The 16,632-nt window shown below is 45.9% G+C and carries 14 protein-coding genes; 5 read left to right on the top strand and 9 right to left on the bottom strand.

Annotated features, from left to right (window positions below):
• Window positions 1-88: 88 nt before the first annotated feature.
• From ACM0P2_RS00905 to ACM0P2_RS00895, 3 genes are all read left to right on the top strand, one after another.
• Window positions 89-1,570: a methyl-accepting chemotaxis protein gene (locus ACM0P2_RS00905; protein WP_159118249.1), complete on the top strand. Its 1,482-nt coding sequence runs from the start codon at window positions 89-91 to the stop codon at window positions 1,568-1,570.
• A 31-nt stretch (window positions 1,571-1,601) separates the two neighbouring features.
• Entirely contained in the window at window positions 1,602-2,120 is a 519-nt protein-coding gene (locus ACM0P2_RS00900; RefSeq protein ID WP_159118250.1) for a DUF6436 domain-containing protein, read from the top strand.
• Between the two features lie 121 nt (window positions 2,121-2,241).
• Window positions 2,242-2,985, top strand: coding sequence for a MauE/DoxX family redox-associated membrane protein (locus ACM0P2_RS00895; protein WP_159118251.1), 744 nt, complete (start codon window positions 2,242-2,244; stop codon window positions 2,983-2,985).
• 33 nt (window positions 2,986-3,018) lie between these two features.
• Here ACM0P2_RS00895 and ACM0P2_RS00890 read toward each other — a convergent pair whose 3' ends face one another.
• The 6 genes from ACM0P2_RS00890 to ACM0P2_RS00865 form a co-directional block, all read right to left on the bottom strand.
• A complete protein-coding gene (locus ACM0P2_RS00890) occupies window positions 3,019-3,999 on the bottom strand; it encodes a histone deacetylase family protein (protein WP_159118252.1) in 981 nt (326 codons plus the stop codon).
• Window positions 3,996-5,837 carry a bifunctional acetyl-CoA hydrolase/transferase family protein/GNAT family N-acetyltransferase gene (locus ACM0P2_RS00885; protein WP_120963115.1) on the bottom strand — a complete coding sequence of 614 codons (1,842 nt, stop codon included), beginning with the start codon at window positions 5,835-5,837 and terminating at the stop codon, window positions 3,996-3,998. Before ACM0P2_RS00885 ends, ACM0P2_RS00890 begins: the two co-directional genes overlap by 4 nt.
• Window positions 5,838-6,067: 230 nt before the next feature.
• Window positions 6,068-6,568 (bottom strand): YqiA/YcfP family alpha/beta fold hydrolase, encoded by a 501-nt coding sequence (locus tag ACM0P2_RS00880; RefSeq protein WP_105929890.1) that lies wholly within the window; start codon window positions 6,566-6,568, stop codon window positions 6,068-6,070.
• A 55-nt stretch (window positions 6,569-6,623) separates the two neighbouring features.
• The gene (locus tag ACM0P2_RS00875) at window positions 6,624-9,725 is read right to left on the bottom strand and encodes an efflux RND transporter permease subunit (RefSeq protein WP_105929889.1); all 3,102 of its coding nucleotides are present in this window, start codon (window positions 9,723-9,725) and stop codon (window positions 6,624-6,626) included.
• Between the two features lie 21 nt (window positions 9,726-9,746).
• Window positions 9,747-10,892, bottom strand: coding sequence for an efflux RND transporter periplasmic adaptor subunit (locus ACM0P2_RS00870; RefSeq protein ID WP_159118253.1), 1,146 nt, complete (start codon window positions 10,890-10,892; stop codon window positions 9,747-9,749).
• Between the two features lie 311 nt (window positions 10,893-11,203).
• Window positions 11,204-11,881, bottom strand: coding sequence for a DNA-J related domain-containing protein (locus ACM0P2_RS00865; protein WP_201282647.1), 678 nt, complete (start codon window positions 11,879-11,881; stop codon window positions 11,204-11,206).
• 155 nt (window positions 11,882-12,036) lie between these two features.
• Here ACM0P2_RS00865 and ACM0P2_RS00860 point away from each other — a divergent pair, with 155 nt between their 5' ends.
• Window positions 12,037-12,753 (top strand): DUF1499 domain-containing protein, encoded by a 717-nt coding sequence (locus ACM0P2_RS00860; RefSeq protein WP_159118254.1) that lies wholly within the window; start codon window positions 12,037-12,039, stop codon window positions 12,751-12,753.
• Window positions 12,754-12,873: 120 nt separating this feature from the next.
• Here the strand turns inward: ACM0P2_RS00860 and ACM0P2_RS00855 are convergent, their stop codons facing one another.
• Both ACM0P2_RS00855 and ACM0P2_RS00850 read right to left on the bottom strand, forming a co-directional pair.
• Window positions 12,874-13,191: a DMT family transporter gene (locus ACM0P2_RS00855; RefSeq protein WP_159118255.1), complete on the bottom strand. Its 318-nt coding sequence runs from the start codon at window positions 13,189-13,191 to the stop codon at window positions 12,874-12,876.
• 102 nt (window positions 13,192-13,293) lie between these two features.
• Window positions 13,294-13,896 carry a LysE/ArgO family amino acid transporter gene (locus ACM0P2_RS00850; protein ID WP_105929884.1) on the bottom strand — a complete coding sequence of 201 codons (603 nt, stop codon included), beginning with the start codon at window positions 13,894-13,896 and terminating at the stop codon, window positions 13,294-13,296.
• 195 nt (window positions 13,897-14,091) lie between these two features.
• Here ACM0P2_RS00850 and ACM0P2_RS00845 point away from each other — a divergent pair, with 195 nt between their 5' ends.
• Window positions 14,092-14,976 (top strand): ArgP/LysG family DNA-binding transcriptional regulator, encoded by an 885-nt coding sequence (locus tag ACM0P2_RS00845; RefSeq protein ID WP_159118256.1) that lies wholly within the window; start codon window positions 14,092-14,094, stop codon window positions 14,974-14,976.
• Between the two features lie 7 nt (window positions 14,977-14,983).
• Here ACM0P2_RS00845 and ACM0P2_RS00840 read toward each other — a convergent pair whose 3' ends face one another.
• On the bottom strand, window positions 14,984-16,528 hold the full coding sequence (locus tag ACM0P2_RS00840) for a sensor domain-containing diguanylate cyclase (RefSeq protein ID WP_173359550.1): 1,545 nt from the start codon (window positions 16,526-16,528) through the stop codon (window positions 14,984-14,986).
• Between the last annotated feature and the right edge of the window lie 104 nt (window positions 16,529-16,632).

Genomic DNA, 16,632 nt, shown 5'->3' with positions numbered 1-16,632 from the left:
AAACGTCAGTTTTCGTAAAATAGCGAAAATTAGCACAGTTTGAACTTCTAACCTACAATTTCAGTTCAAACACTCGTCGGAGATTGACATGCAGTACCCTTGGCTTCTTGATGGACACAAGATTTTCCGAGTTGTTATCGTTGTGCAGCTAATTATTGCTGTCGCAATTGGGCTCTTTACCGGGGAACTCCTTGCCGCATTTATTTTTGGAATTCCGATTGCCGCTGTGCCCTTGATGTTAAGCTTCCAAGACCCTTACTCGTCACTGAGTCGCCACGCCATGGCCATAGGCGTGCAGTTGCTGACGGCGTTGCACATACACCAGTCATTTGGCTTGATTGAAGTTCATTTTGAAATTTTCGTGTTGCTCGCCTTCTTATCTTGCTTTAGAGATTGGAAAGTCGTGGCTACGGGTACCGCAGTAGTTGCTGTTCATCATATCTCTTTTTTCTTGCTACAAGCCGGTGGCGCACCGCTTTTCATATTCGAAGAGGGTCACGTTAGCTTTTCTATTCTACTGATGCATGCGGCCTTTGCACTCGCTGAAGGTGGCGTATTAATGTACATAGCCAAACAAAGCCACCAAGAGGGTGCTGGTGCAGCGGAACTGCGTTTAGCCATTGAAACCATGCAGAAAAGCGATGGCAAGCTTGATTTGGGCGTTGCGCTCAACCGCGAACATAAAATCATAAGACCGTTTGCCGATCTTATCGACCAAGTGAGAGCGCTCGTAGAATTAGCTTCAAACCTCACTGAAGATGTTGTCCGCGGATGTGGAAAAATGGAGCACGCCGCCAATAACATGTTCGAGATAAGTCGCAATACTGACCAAGAGATCGCGATGGTGTCTGCATCGTCTGAAGAGATTGCACAAACTATGCAGCTTTCTACTGAACAAACAACCCTCGCAAGTGATAAGGCATCATCTGCTGAGGCGTCTTCAAGAAGCACACGTGACACCATTTCTAATACAAGTCATACCATCGACTCATTGCGCAACACTCTGAATGCGGCGGCGCAGACAAATTCAGCGCTCAATGAACAATGCTCTCATATTTCAGAAGCGATGCGCTCAATCACTGCGGTTGCGGAGCAAACGAACCTTCTAGCATTGAATGCAGCTATTGAGTCAGCGCGTGCGGGGGAACATGGTCGCGGTTTTGCCGTAGTTGCAGACGAAGTTCGCACCTTGGCAATTCGCTCTAAAGAAAGTGCCGACCAGATTACCAGCGTTACTGAACAACTGGTCACTCAGACAGCAAGCTCTGTTGAACAAATGCAGAAGTGCATTAAGCTTGTTGATGAAGCGGTCATATCCAGCAATGACGCTACGTCTGCCATGACCGAAATCATGCGGCAAATTCGAGATGCCAGCGAGAGCATGACAGAAATTGCAACATCGGCAGTAGAACAAGAAACCGCATCGGCTTCTATCGCACAGAGTACAGCTCGATTAAGCGAGTTTACCTCTGAAGAGCTTGCAACTGCAGAAGGTCTTGCTAGAGAAGTTGATGTACTGTCTGAGATTTCAAAACGCATGCGAAGCGCCATTGAGCGTTTCAGATTGTAATGTGTAGCCTTGCATTAAGGCCTTAGACAGAATGCGCACCCGTTGGGGCTGGGTACTCTTAATGTTATGGGCGGTGAGTCTACTTACCGCCCTCTTAGTTTATGGGCAACGTCAACTGTCGCTATTTGATCCAGACGGAAAGCTCCTTCACCTTACTACCGCCACAGAGTTTGATACGCAACTTGTAGCAATACTCAATGATGCAAGTATCGAAGCGGGGTCCATTTTGCACGTCGGCACGTCCTCTCGTTGCTATTGTGAATCTTTGACTGCACCTCACCAAAGCCAGCTTTCAAACAAGCTTGGTACCAATTATGAAATGGTGCGCCTTAACATAGAAGATGTTCCAGAATTACAAAACATAATTCCTGCTGTACCCGCACTGATTGTGGTGGACGAACTCAACCATCTGCGATATTTAGGCCCTTATGCAACGGGTTACGGTTGCTTTACCGGCGAGGACCTCGTAGATCAAGTAGTGAGCTATTCCCGTCAATCTCCATACACAGGCGCAGTTATTAATGCCGATGCTGAAGGCTGCTTTTGCTAACGACTGGCACAAATTATGTAATCTCTCCTAGTAATGTTAATTACCGCTAAACCTGCAACGAAATGTGTGTATTTTTTACGCACACCCTTTAAACGCGGGCAAGGTTTACAAGGAGTCGATAATGTCAAAATCTGCCACACTTTATCGTATGGTCACGCCCAGTCATATTTGTCCATTCGGACTAAAATCAAAAGACTTACTAGAAAGACAAGGTTTTGTCGTTAACGATTATCATTTGACAAGCCGCAGCGAAACCGACAGGTTTAAAGCAAAGTATGAGGTGAAAACCACGCCCCAAACCTTTATTGAAGATGAGCGCATTGGCGGTTATGACGACTTGCGAGATTACTTTAATTTAAAGCAGGAAAGCGAATTTGGCTCTCGCTACACGCCTATTCTCGTTATTTTTTCATTAGCCGCCCTGATAGTATGTGCGCTTATGCTAAAAGGCGGTATAGCAGCCGATACAACGTCTTTTATCATGAACTTTATTGGTATCACTATGGTGATACTTGCTCTGCAAAAACTGCAGGACATCGTTGCTTTCTCAAATCAGTTTATCACTTATGACTTGTTAGCAATGAAACACGTCCGCTACGCTTATGTATACCCCTTTGCTGAGGCCTACGCTGGTTTAGGTATGCTTTCGGGTTTGCCCGCACTTATGGTGTCACCCATTTCTATTTTCATCGGAGCAATCGGCGCTGTATCCGTTATAAAAGCGGTCTATATAGATAAACGAGAGCTTAAATGTGCATGCGTTGGTGGTAACTCAGACCTGCCGCTAGGTTTTATTTCGTTAACAGAGAATCTGGCAATGTTTGGCGCGGGCTCATATATGCTTTTGAACTGGCTAGCTCTCTAGCGCAGCCAGTATGTAGCAGATAACACCACGCTTTTATGCGGTCACTGACGAAGGGCGGCTCATTCCTTTGATGTGCGATACAACGCTGCGACCCAGTGCGCTTAAGTCATAGCCCCCTTCCAGCATGCTAACAATGCGACCATGGCAGCACTCATCGGCGATGAAACGCAATTGCTCACTTATCCAGAAGTAATCGTCCTCAACTAAGCGCAAATGCGCCATAGGATCTTCTGCATGAGCATCAAAGCCTGCAGAGATAAAAATGAGCTCTGGTTGAAAGTTGCGAAGTGCATCAAACCAATGCTGCACTTTTTCTCTAAACACATCACCTGTGGCCCCAGCCTCTAGGGGAACGGATAAAATATTACTTGCTGATACTGGTGAGCCACTATGTGGATAAAAGGGATGTTGAAAGCTACTGCACAACATTATGCGCTGATCACCAGCTACAATTTGTTCAGTTCCGTTGCCATGGTGAACATCGAAGTCAATAATGGCAACCCGTTTCAACTCATAGGTTTGAAGGGCATAACGAGCAGCAATAACGATGTTATTAAAGACGCAAAACCCCATAGCGCTGTCGTAGGTGGCGTGGTGCCCGGGTGGTCGGGTAGCACAAAAGGCTTGCCTATCGTCACCATCCATAACCCAATCTACGGCATTGCAGCCTGCCCCAGCCGATTCCAGCGCAGCCGTTAGGCTGTGGCGCATAAGACCAGTGTCTTCATCAAGCCAAGCCACAGTGTCTTTATTTTCTGAATATTGCGTTTTTTCGTGATCACTAAACATTGCCTGCGCAGCGTGCTCAAACACGCTTTTTACATAGTAAGGATCATGCGCTAGCGACAGGTGAGCTTCAGCAATCGGTGTAGCATCAGCGTGCTCACACACCATGTCTAAACCAGAGGAAAGCAGCTGGTCATCTATCGCAAACAACCGGTCGGGTGATTCTGGGTGGTCTTTACCTAAATCGTGTTTTGTACCGTGCTTGCCTCGAAATATTTTTACTGTCATGTCAATGATGCCACATCTAAAACTAACTCTATATCACTGGGGTCGCCAGTGAACTTTCTTTTAAATTTCGCCTGTTCAAAAATGGCGATCATCGGACTATTGTCACCGCGGACATAAGCCATCATCTTTGCTATGCCACGCACCTTTGCAACATTAATCAATTCGTTTAGAAGCCGGCTCGCCATACCTTTGCCTTGCTGGGTTTCTCGCGTTACAAAAGCTGCCTCGCACGTATTGTCGTGAGGGTTATAGTAAAAACGCCCTACCGCGTGAATAGTAATTCGAGAGCCTTCTTGTCTTACAATACATAACGCAGCATCTGAACTTTGATCAACCGAGACCAAGTTACACGACTTCTCACGCGACATTTGCTTAGGATCATAGTTGTATCTGAGTCTGAGCGTTTCCTTGGTGTGAGAGTAGAAAAACTCTTGAAGGCGTCTTTCATCGGCTGGATTCAAAGGCCGCATGTAGAATGTCTCGCCCTGAATATTTAGCTTTTTTAACTGAATTACGCCCAATTCAGGAATGTCAGTCGGGTACTTTTCTTGGTAATGAGGCACCCAATAGTGCTGGCGAACATCTTCAAGCAGTGCTGCACGAAATTTAGGATGCGCCACACGTATAAGCTCGAGCGCTCGCTCTCGAATGCTTTTTCCCTTTAGCGATGCTATGCCGTATTCCGTTACAACATACTGAACGTTTCCTCGTGAGGTGACGACCCCTGCGCCTTCGCTGATACGCGGGGTTATACGAGAAATCGTTTCGTTTTTTGCTGTAGACGGCAGTGCGATAATGGCTTTACCGCCCTTACTAATAGACGCACCGGTGACAAAGTCTACCTGCCCGCCTATGCCGCTATAGAAATCGTACCCCAGCGAATCCGCCACCACTTGCCCCGTCAAGTCAACTTCAAGTGCACTGTTTATTGCAACCATGTTATCGTTTTTGGCAATGTTGGTGGGTTTGTTCACATAGCTACTAGGGTAAAACTCAATGTGCGGGTTACTGTCAATTAAGTCATAGAGCTTACGGGTACCAATGGCAAAACTGGTCACAATTTTACCGGGGTGGAAGGTCTTCTTTTTATTAGTAATAGCGCCCGACTCTAGCAACTCAATAATGCTGTCTGTGAGCATTTCACTATGAATCCCCAAATCCTTGTGATTACACAGATATTTAAGGGTAGCGCTTGGGATTTTTCCGATACCAAATTGCAGCGTTGCGCCATCATCAACAAGCATTGATACATACTGACCGATACGCTCGGCAACCGAATCAATCGGGGGCGGCGTTACTTCCACCAAAGGCTCTTCCGCTTCAATACAGGCAGTAATTTCGCTGATATGAATGTAGGAATGTCCGGCGGTTCTGGGAACCTGAGGATTAATTTGAGCAATAACTTTCTTGCTTTGCCTGATTGCTGACATAGCGATATCTACCGCTGGACCTAGTGAGCAATAGCCAAACTCATCAGGTGGGCTAACATTTACTAAGGCAGCATCTAACGCTAGAGTACCATCACTAAATAAGCTTGAAATTTCTGATAGAAAAACCGGAGTATAGTCGGCGCGTCCCTCATCGACAGCTTTACGCATGGCCTCTCCACCGATAAAGAAAGTATTCGCCTTAAACAGGTTTTTATATTCTTCTTTAACCCAGCGGGTATCGCCTAAGGCCAGCATATGTACAAGCTCTATGTCACTAAAGCCTTCGCTGTTATCAATTAGATGCTGTACAAGTGCATGAGGAACCGACGCATTGCCGCCCACAAAGACGCGACAGCCAGACTTTATTAATGATGACCACTGTGGTGCTTGAGGTAAACTAAATGCCATATCCATCCGCCCTTTTTCTCGCAATATCTCATCATGCCACAAAAACAAACGATTTCCTGCATTATACCAATCCGCATAGATAAGCGATTGGTCGTAGACATAGGCAATATAAATCGACAAAAAAGGCCCAGCAGTATTCACTGCTAGGCCTCTGAAATGTCCAGGCTAAGTTTCGCCACAGGTTCTTTAACTTAACATCAAGCGCACCCGTGCAAATTTACAAGGCACGTTTACTGATATCGGAACTTTTCCAACCAATTTCTGAAAAAGGGTGATATGACAGACTTACTGTTTGCCAGTCGGTGGCCGTCGTTTAATAGTAAAAGCTGAGCTTTTTGGTGTCTGGCGTATTTCAGGCTGTTTTCAATTGGCACAATATCATCATTCCAACCATGTACCAGGCTCACATAACCATCATAGGGGAACCGCTGAATTTTATAGTTCGGCAGATACAGAGCAGGCGCCATAAGAAATACGCCTCTTGCTGATATTTGACTTGCCGCGGCCAAAGAGACATAACCGCCCATGCTCGAACCAACTAAAATAACGTCATTGCACTTTTCTGCAATGGTTTCTTTCAAACGTTCTAAACGGGCTTCAGGGCAGTCGAGGTCTTGATAGTCGATACTCTCTACGCCAAAGCCCATATCATTCGCCACGTTTGAAAGCGTGGTGATTTTACTGCCCCAAGGGCCACTTTCTTTGCCGTGAGAAAATACTACAGTGGTCATTACCAATATCCCTATTTTTGAAATAAGCGTTTTTTTCTCACTCTAGCGCACTTACTTATTGCTTGTCTTGTTTATGAAACAGTTTTTCTACCATTACGTAAAACATAGGCACAAAGAAGATAGCCAAGAACGTGGCTGCAAACATGCCACCCATCACCGCAATACCGATCGCATTTTGGCTTGCCGCACCAGCGCCGCTCGCCAATGCGAGGGGTGTTACCCCTAAAATAAACGCCATGGACGTCATCAATATAGGGCGGAAACGTTGCGACGCAGCATTAGAAACAGCAGTCATCAAATCTTCACCATTTTCATACTGCTCTTTTGCAAATTCGACAATAAGAATCGCATTCTTTGCGGCAAGACCCACCGTGGTCAAAAACGCGACCTGAAGATAAACATCATTGGGCAAGTTGAAGATAAATGCCGCCGTTACGGAGCCTAAAATCCCCAGCGGTACTACCAACATTACCGCAAAGGGAACAGACCAACTCTCGTATAGCGCCGCAAGGCATAAGAAAACGATAAGGATAGAAAGCGCGTAAAGCATAGGCGCTTGAGAGCCCGCTTCTTGCTCTTCAAAAGACAAACCAGACCATTCAATGGCAAAGCCCGGGGGTAGCTGCTCCACAAGCTTCTTCATTTCGGCCATTGCCTCACCCGAAGACACTCCTTCGGCTGCACTACCTTGAATATTTACTGAAGATATACCGTTAAAACGCTCTAGCTTGGGCGAGCCGTATACCCACTCTGTCGTTGAGAACGTGCTGAAAGCAACCATCTCACCGTCACTGTTACGAACAAACCATTTATCTAAATCTTCAGGGGTCATACGATGGGGCAAGTCTGCCTGCATATAAACCCGTTTTATTCGGCCTTTGTCAATGAAGTCATTAACGTAGCTAGAGCCCCACGCAATTTGCAGCGCGTTGTTAATCTCGCTTAGATTAAGACCTAGCGCTGACGCTTTTTCGCTATCAATATTTATTTTAAATTGAGGTACATCACTTAACCCATTTGGTCGAACGCCCGAGAGCTTAGGGTTTTGAGCGGCCATACCTAAAAGTTGATTTCGAGCATTCATCAAGGCTTCATGACCATTTCCGCCTCTATCCACCAGCTGCATATCAAAACCTGTGGCGTTACCTAACTCCATAATTGGCGGAGGCACAATTGGGAACGCTGATGCATCTTGAATTTGACTGAAAGCGCCGAATGCTCTTCGCGTGACCGCAAAGGCTGAATTATCTTCATCCCGCACACTCCAGTCGTTGAAATTCAAAAACGCCATACCCGCATTTTGTGCCTGACCAGCAAAGCTAAAGCCGACCACAGCGAACATACCGTTTACCGCTTCCTGCTCTTCTTCGAGAATATAGTCTTCAACCTGTTTGATAGACTCAAGGGTTCGACCAGCGGTCGCGCCCGGCGGCGTACTAACAAGTACCATCATGCGGCCTTGATCTTCATCTGGAAGGAATGCACCCGGCAATTGGCTGAATATAAACACCATACCGCCTACTAATAAGCCGTACACAACGAAATAGCGCTTCGCCCGTTTAGCCATATGAGTGGTAGTGCGTTGATAGCGGTCGCGGCCCTTGTTGAACGTTCGGTTGAACCAGCCAAAAAAGCCTTTGTTCTTATCATGATCTTCCGGGTGTTTTTTCAGCAATGTGGCACATAAAGACGGGGAAAGAACGATAGCCACCAGCACGGAAAACGCCATGGCTGACACAATAGTTACCGAGAACTGGCGATAAATGGCTCCGGCTGAACCGCTAAAGAAAGCCATGGGAATGAACACGGTGGATAACACCGCAGCAATACCGACCAGTGCGCCTGTGATTTGTGTCATTGACTTCTTAGTGGCTTCGGCAGGCGATAAACCTTCCTCTTCCATAATTCGTTCAACGTTTTCTACCACAACAATGGCGTCATCGACCAACAGACCGATAGCAAGCACCATAGCGAACATAGTAAGCACGTTTATGCTAAAACCAAAAGCAAGCAGCACAGCAAACGTACCAAGCAATACCACTGGTACCGCAATGGTAGGAATGAGCGTCGCGCGCCAATTCTGCAAGAAAAGCAGCATGACTAAGAACACCAGCACCACCGCTTCAATCAGCGTGTGCACTACCGACTCAATTGACAGTTCAATGAACGGTGAGCTGTCTACGGGATACACGACTTTCACCGTATCAGGCAGGTTTGAGCGCAGCTCTTCTACGCGTGCTTTCACCGCTTTGATGGTGTCTAGCGCATTCGCGCCAGAGGCTAGACTAATAGCCATACCGGAGGCTGGCTTGCGGTCGTAGCGAACAATAACGTCGTAGCTCTGCGCGCCAAGTTCAACGCGAGCTACATCACGCACACGCACTTGGGAGCCATCGGTATTTACGCGAAGAACAATATTTTCGAAATCTTCGACAGTTTGCAGGCGGCTTTGCGCCTGAATGGTCGCATTAATCTGTTGGTTTTCAATAGCCGGCATACCACCTAATTGCCCCGCAGAAACATCAGTATTTTGCACCTGTACGGCGGCCTGTACGTCGGTAGGCGTTAGGTTATAGCTATATAATTTGTCAGGATCTAACCAAATACGCATGGAGCGCTGTGCACCAAAGACACGCACATTACCCACACCGTTAACGCGCGAGATAGGATCTTGGAAACTAGACACCAGCATGTCACTTAAGTCGTACTGTGTCATGGTGTCATCTTCTGAGTAGAATCCCACGGCCAGCGCAAATGCACTGTTCGCTTTGGTAACAGTTACACCCTGCTGTTGTACTTGTGTAGGCAGCAGCGGCAACGCACCCTGCACCTTGTTTTGTGTTTGTACCTGCGCAATATCTGGGTCTGTGCCAGGCTCAAATGTCAAAGTAATCGACATTGTGCTGTTCGAGCTACTTGCCGAGAAATAACGCAAGTTATCAATACCGGTTAGGCTTTGCTCAATAACCTGTGTAACGGAATTTTCAACGGTCTCGGCTGACGCTCCAGGGTAAGATGCAGAGATGGTTACCGACGGTGGCGCCACCTTTGGATACTGCTCAATTGGCAGTGAAGTAATGGCTAAAACACCAGCCATCATAGTGATAATTGCGAGCACCCATGCAAACACGGGCCTGTCTATGAAAAAACGAGCCATATTACTTAAATTCCTTGTTTGCTATCGAGAGCCACGTGATGAAGGTTGCCACTCTGATGGATTCACTTTCGCGCCAGGCTTAACCTTCTGATAACCGGTTACAATAACCTTTTCACCTTCGCTCACACCGCTTTTCACAACGTATTGGTCGCGATATATTTTGCCAATGTCTAGGGTGCGACCTACAACTTCATTATTCTGATTCACTACATACACTGACAGCGAGCCATCTGGCTGACGGGTTGTGGCCCGTTGAGGCACTAACAACGCATTCTCGCGACCTGTAATTACATGGCCCTTCACAAACAAACCTGGAAGTAAAACACCGTCGGGGTTCGGCATTTCAGCTCGAAGGGTAACTGAGCCTGTGGTTTCATCTACGGTAACTTCAGAAAACTTCACGCTGCCCGTCTGGTCATAACGCTCACCTGTCACCTCGTCTACCGTTACTTCAACGTCCATTGAGCCCTGCTTTCGCATAGACTGACGAAGGGTAATGATAGAAGAACCAGACTCTTGCATATCGATATACACTGGGTCTAATTGAGTTATGGTCGCTAATTGCTGCGCTTGATTTGTAGTAACCAAGGTACCTTCGGTAACAAACGAACGGCTGATACGGCCACTGATAGGTGCATAAACCTTGGTATAACCCATGTTTACTTTAGCCACATCAACAGCGGCCTCTGCTACACTGATCGCTGCCTGCGCTTGGTCTTTTTGGGCGATAACATCATCATACTCTTGCTTACTTACGGCATTTTGGGCCACTAAGTCATCGTAACGACGGGCCTTCGCTTCCAACGTTTTAAGGTTTGCTTCCACGCTCTTGAGATCGGCCTTAGCACTATTTAATTGCGCTAAGTACCGTGCTTCGTCAATTTGATAAAGCTGCTGACCTTTTTCTACCTGAGCACCTTCCTCAAATAAACGGGCCGTAATAACGCCGTCTACCTGAGGACGAACTTGCGACTGTCGAGAAGGACTTACCCGCCCAGGCAACACCATTTCATGTACTACAGGTTGCTTTTTCAGTGTAACCACCGATACCGACGGCGCTGGCATACCTTGCTGAGCGCCCGCCTGTGCTTGCTCACCTTCGTTTGAACATCCAACAACACCAATTAGTGTTATCAGTGCTGCAGTAACATAAAAAATGCGACCCATAAATCTTCTATTTCCCAATAACAATTACAGAGCACGATACGTGCTCTGTGCTTCCAATATAAACTCAGTGACTTTTGCTTGTGATATGCCGAATCTTTTTGAGCCTACTGAAATCTCAATAAGAAGGCTCGAAGGAGACTAGGCATAAATAAGCACTGTTTATTACGAATCTAAACGTAGATAGCTCATATTGTGCGCATTTATACATCACAATAAAAGAGAATGAAGTTGAAGTTACCGATGTTGTCGGTCAATCACCGGAGGGTTTGTACTTTATACGAATAATACGAAATCATTAAGGTACGGGCGTCCTATTTAAACGAATAATACTTTAAAAGCACTTGGTAAGCGTGAATTACATTTTGGGCTTTTTCTTGCTCACCACCCTTGTCAGGGTGCACTAACTGAAGGTTTTTCTTGTATGCGCGCTTCAATATAGCGAGCGTCATGGTTCCTTCTTGAGACAAGCCCAGCAACTGGTGAGCCTCATCAATTTCCCCCGGCTGCACAACCGTGACCTTTTCCCCGGCCATTCGCTGCCAGAATTCATCGAGTAAATTATCAACGCTATTGCGGTCCGCATTCTCAAAATTAGACCAATCCAAATAGTAATCAGCGAGGGTATCGACCTCATCTAACTGAGCGCTGTGAACTGTGCCATCGCGTTTTTTCTCTACCACCGATTGTTTAGCTACTAACTTAATATTGAGGGCGTGAATACTGAGTTCACCCTCGTTTTGGCTTCGCCAATAATGTTTGAGCTTATAGAGCACATGAAACAAAACAAAATGTGTTTTAAAAAGTACCAGAGGGTCTCGCAGTGCGTCTTCATCGAAAAATTGATAAGGTACTTTTTTTAATAATTCAATGAGAGCGTATTCGCTTAATCCCTCTCTAAATAACGCTTTTTGCGTCGACAATACATCGAATAATAGGTCAGCTTGCTGAGTACCTATACTTTCATTGTCGGTGTTTGCGTGCAAATTCATTTTCTCCTGCTTGAAAGACAGGCTCCTCTGGCTGCATCTCAAAATGTTGCCCCTTAAGTAGCGGCGACGACATTTATTATAAGAAACTAATCCAAAAGACCCGATTGACTGTTAAAGTAGGTTGGTCAAATTAAAATAACAACCTTGGAGTTCACTTGAAAGCACTCATTGCCCTTACCAGTATCGTTGGATTTCTCATGGTCGTATTGCCCGGCCCACTTTATCAATACGCCGGCGTGAGCCTTGGCACAGCGTTTACCTCATTGCGCTTTGGCGTTTATGTAGGCGGAGCCGCCATAATATTGATCATCTTGCAGGTATTAATTAATCGTAAAAACGTGAGCTGGGGAAGTACATTAATATGTGCCATCTTGGCTTTAGTTGCGGTTGCCATGCCCGTTAGCATGATGAGTAAAGCGAGCGCTGTTCCGCCAATTCATGATATCACCACCGATGTTACGAACCCGCCAGAATTCGTAGCCATCGCTCCACTTCGAGAAGGTGCACCTAATTCGGTTGCCTATGAAGGCGGTGATGTTACCAAGCAGCAGCTAGAAGCATACCCTGAGATCAAAACTCAGCTTCTTCCTCAACCAATTAACGAAGTCTATGTTGCAGCCGAAAGCGCGATTGCGGCGCTAGGCTGGGAGCAAGTCACCGAAGGTGCTTTACCAAATACCCTTGAGGCGACCGACACTACCACGTGGTTTGGATTTAAAGATGACGTGGTGATAAGGCTCACGGCGAAAAGCGATGACACCCTGGTTGATGTGCGCAGTAAATCACGAGTAGGAAAAAGTGATTTAGGTAAAAATGCAGAGCGTATCGAAACCTTTATGGCCGAGCTTAGAAACCAGCTGGGCTACAACTAAGTTTTACGCATTGCCTGTTTGTGTGCGGCGCAAACAAAACGAAAAAGCCCGGCAGCGATTCTGTCGGGCTTTTTTTACTCAATAATTTGTGGGTCAATTTTAACCACGTTGCAGAAGGCTTTAATGCGCAAGTTTTAACACCACCACGCCCGCAACAATAAGTGCGACGCCAAAATAACGCGCTAACGACGAAGGGTCGCCATAAAACATGACGCCAACTAAAAACGTACCTGCCGCTCCAATTCCCGTCCATACGGCATAGGCAGTACCAATAGGAATGTGTTTTTGTGCCATCCACAGGCAAAAGCCACTTGCAGCCATAAACCCAATCGCAAGTAAAATCCCCATCACTCGGGTTTCCGCTTCCTGCGACATTTTAAGCCCAAAAGGCCAGCCGATTTCAAGTAGGCCAGCAACAATCAAATACATCCAGCTCACAATTCTATCCTTTTACGTCTGTACATATCAGCACTAGGGTAACCGTTAAGATTCAAATGAACACTCTACGCGTCTTGAAATTCGGTTACCTAACCTTTTTATTTACAGACTAGCCAATTGAAGGCTGACCATACCCAAAACTGCCGCATTTAACCGGTTGAACCAGCGCCAAAAGTTCGGACGCTGCATATGATGCGCAAAGCGTGCAGTCAGCGTACTTAAACCAATAAACCAAACAATTGATGCGCCAATGGCGCCGCCAACGAACCACCATTTGTTTTCCTGCCACTGACTTGCCAAATTACCCATTAGCAGCAAGGTATCTAAATAAAAGTGAGGGTTAAGCCAAGTGACTGCTAACGCAATTAAAAGGGCTTTTTTGAACGAAAGCTGCTTTTTTGCCATTTGCAAAACTAACGCATCATTTGCCATAGAGGATTTAATCTTGTTGAAGGCAATCCATAACAAAAATGCCACGCCAGCCCATTTTGTAATGGTCACCAGCATAGGGTATTCCTGCAGTAATAGGCCAAACCCCATAGCGCCCAAGCTTATGGATATTGCGTCACTTAAGATAAATAGCAGCACAAATAAGCTTGTCCACTGTCGCTTCATTGATTGCTCGATAAGAAAGCTATTTTGCGCACCCACCGCGATGATAAGGGTACCGCCCATCACGAAACCACTTGTTACTGCCGCTAACATGTTACCTGCCTCTTAAGTAAAACAATTATAAAATTTAAAACGCACTGGCTGGTGAAGCTTTAAAAGCAAAGAAGCTGTACAACCAAATAATTGTCTTGATTTTATACACCTTGGAGGACTAAATTAAATTAATGATATTTGTTTTTGATAAGCAAAATTAATATTTATAACCTTCTTTTCACAGGTGGCTTTTTTATGCTTGATTATGATGCGTTGCGGTGTTTTCACGAAGTGCTTCGCTATGGTGGCTTTGAGAAGGGTGCTCAGGCCCTCAACCTTACTCAATCTGCAGTCTCGCAAAAGATTAAACGGCTAGAGCAAAGCGTCGGTGGCCCGGTTATGGTGCGAACAAAGCCCTTAAAGCCAACACCACTAGGAAAAGAACTACTCGCGCACATACAAAAGGTTAGTGTGTTAGAAGAAGCGTTAAATATTAAAAGCGGGCTTGAAGCATCCGCAGCACCGCTAAGTGTAGCGGTGAACAATGATGTATTGGCGACGTGGTTTTCCCAAGTGATGGCTGCATTTTGTGATAAACGCGCTAACCCCGTCCATATCGTTAATGCAGACCAAACACAAACCCGTGATATCCTTCAGCAGGGGCGCGTTATGGCCTGCATTAGCCAAACGGGCACACCGATCACCGGCGGCCAGTCAGTAAGGCTGGGCACTATGCGCTATCAACTTTACGCGTCTCCCCGCTTCATAGACCGCTATTTACGCAAAGGTATATCACCAGCACATGTTATGGCTACACCAGGGTTACTTTACGATGAGTATGACGTCACCTTACTTGCTGACTATCAGAGGGAATGCCATAACATTGCGCCAACCTTTACCTCCTGTCATTGGTACCCCTCTTCTCATGGGTTTGTAAAAATGGCGTTAGATGGCGTGGTGTGGGCACTACTTCCAACACTACAAGTTGCGCAAGAGGTAGAAAAAGGTGAACTTGTTCCCCTATTCCCTGATCAGGAATTAGGCGTGCCTCTATTCTGGCACTGGACAACGCTTGAGTCTGCTGCACTTGCCGATTTGACCAGAGCAGTTAAACACATAGCCAAAGCTCAATTAATATAGAAAATGGTTAAGAGACCGCGGGGGCCTCGTCTTTTTTCTGCGCTTTAACGTGATACATAATTTTATCCGCTCTATCCAGCAAACTGGTTAAATCCTTACATCGCTCTTGTGTGATATAGGCGCCAACACTGGCTGTTACGGGTATAACATAGTTATCTGTTCTGATGTCTCTGTCGCTCAAACTAGCTTCTACACGAGCCGCTAAACGCTCCGACTGCCCTTCACTGTAACAATGACTCAACACCACAAATTCATCCCCACCCAAACGACCAACTGCATCCTGTTCTCGACACCGACTCTTTAAAATCTTGGCAATTACCTGAAGCACTTTATCACCGGCATGATGACCATATTGATCATTAATTTCCTTGAAGTGATCAACATCAATAAAGAGAAGCGTGAGATACCCTCGCTCCTTGTTGTAGGTAGACAGTATAGTATTCGCCATGCTTTCCCATCCGCTGCGATTGAGCACGTTACACAAAGCATCTGTCGAAGCTCGCTTAAAAGCCCCCACTCTATCATCGTCTAGTTTTTTTACTTTTCTGCACGTCGCCATAGCAAATATAAACGCTTCCAGTGTGATACTAACAACCAGTCCGTATCGATACATAAATTCTGACGTGTCTACGAAGACCAAACGGAAAAGCATGGTAAGCACCATTACCGCAATGCCAGTCATAACAAGGGCTGAGCAGTGAACTTTTCGATAAGTGGCATATACGCAACTTGATAGCGTACCTGTCATAGTAATTAGCGTTATCAGACTTAGCATGTGATTAACGAGCGCTGCCCCACTGTAAGGAAGTACAAGTTGCAACAGAGATAACGCTAAAGCTGTATTCGCCATTCCAAGTAAGAAATGACGCTGCCAACCCATTAATAACACTTTGAAATCGAGTAGTTGATCAAGAAATCTAACAGCAGCAAAAACAGTGAGCCCAGCAAACAACAAAATAAGCTTAAAATTGGAAAAAAGACTTATATCGGGGAAAACAATGTTTAACAGTCCCTCTTGAAGGGAAAAAAAAATGGCCGCACTGAACACGTAAAAACTGTAGGAATAAAAGCCATAGTTGCGCATGCTGCTTCCTAACATGCCTACGTAAAGCACGAGCGCGAGGCAAAAACCAATAAACAAGCTCATGGTAAGGGTGTGAACAGAAGAAAACCTTTGATAATCGGCTAGCGTAGAGACATTTAACGTTAAAAACCTTTCAACTTGAGAGCTTAAGTCTAAGTAAAATAGCTTATTTGATGGGTCGAGCGGGTAAGCTTGAAAAGCGCCGGGGAGGGCTGAGATTTTGCGCATATCTTGATCATATAACTGATTGAACGAGATGGAATTATCAGAAAAATAAAGTATGTGGGGCGAGTCAATATCACAGACAAAAGAAAAACGTTGCTGCCCCGCCTCTACTGGCACCTTAGCGGTAATAGCAAACCCATCTTCTCCGGCCATTTCACATGCAGCGACCGCTTGAAAACTAACGACTAATAGTCCGAGGCAAAGCCATAAGCGGGAAAAAACGTTTGAGACATTACTTGTCATAAATGAATTCCTACCGGTACTACTGCCAAATCCGTATAGCAAGCATATCCCTGTAAAGCATCACATAACGAGTGTTATGCACCGCGGGTGTTAATGATAAAAAT

It is taken from the genome of Alteromonas sp. OM2203 (genome assembly GCF_048517045.1).
Classification (GTDB): Bacteria; Pseudomonadota; Gammaproteobacteria; order Enterobacterales; family Alteromonadaceae; genus Alteromonas; species Alteromonas gracilis.
The sequence above is the reverse complement of the archived record's forward strand: the minus strand, read 5'-3'. Positions and strand labels throughout refer to the sequence as shown.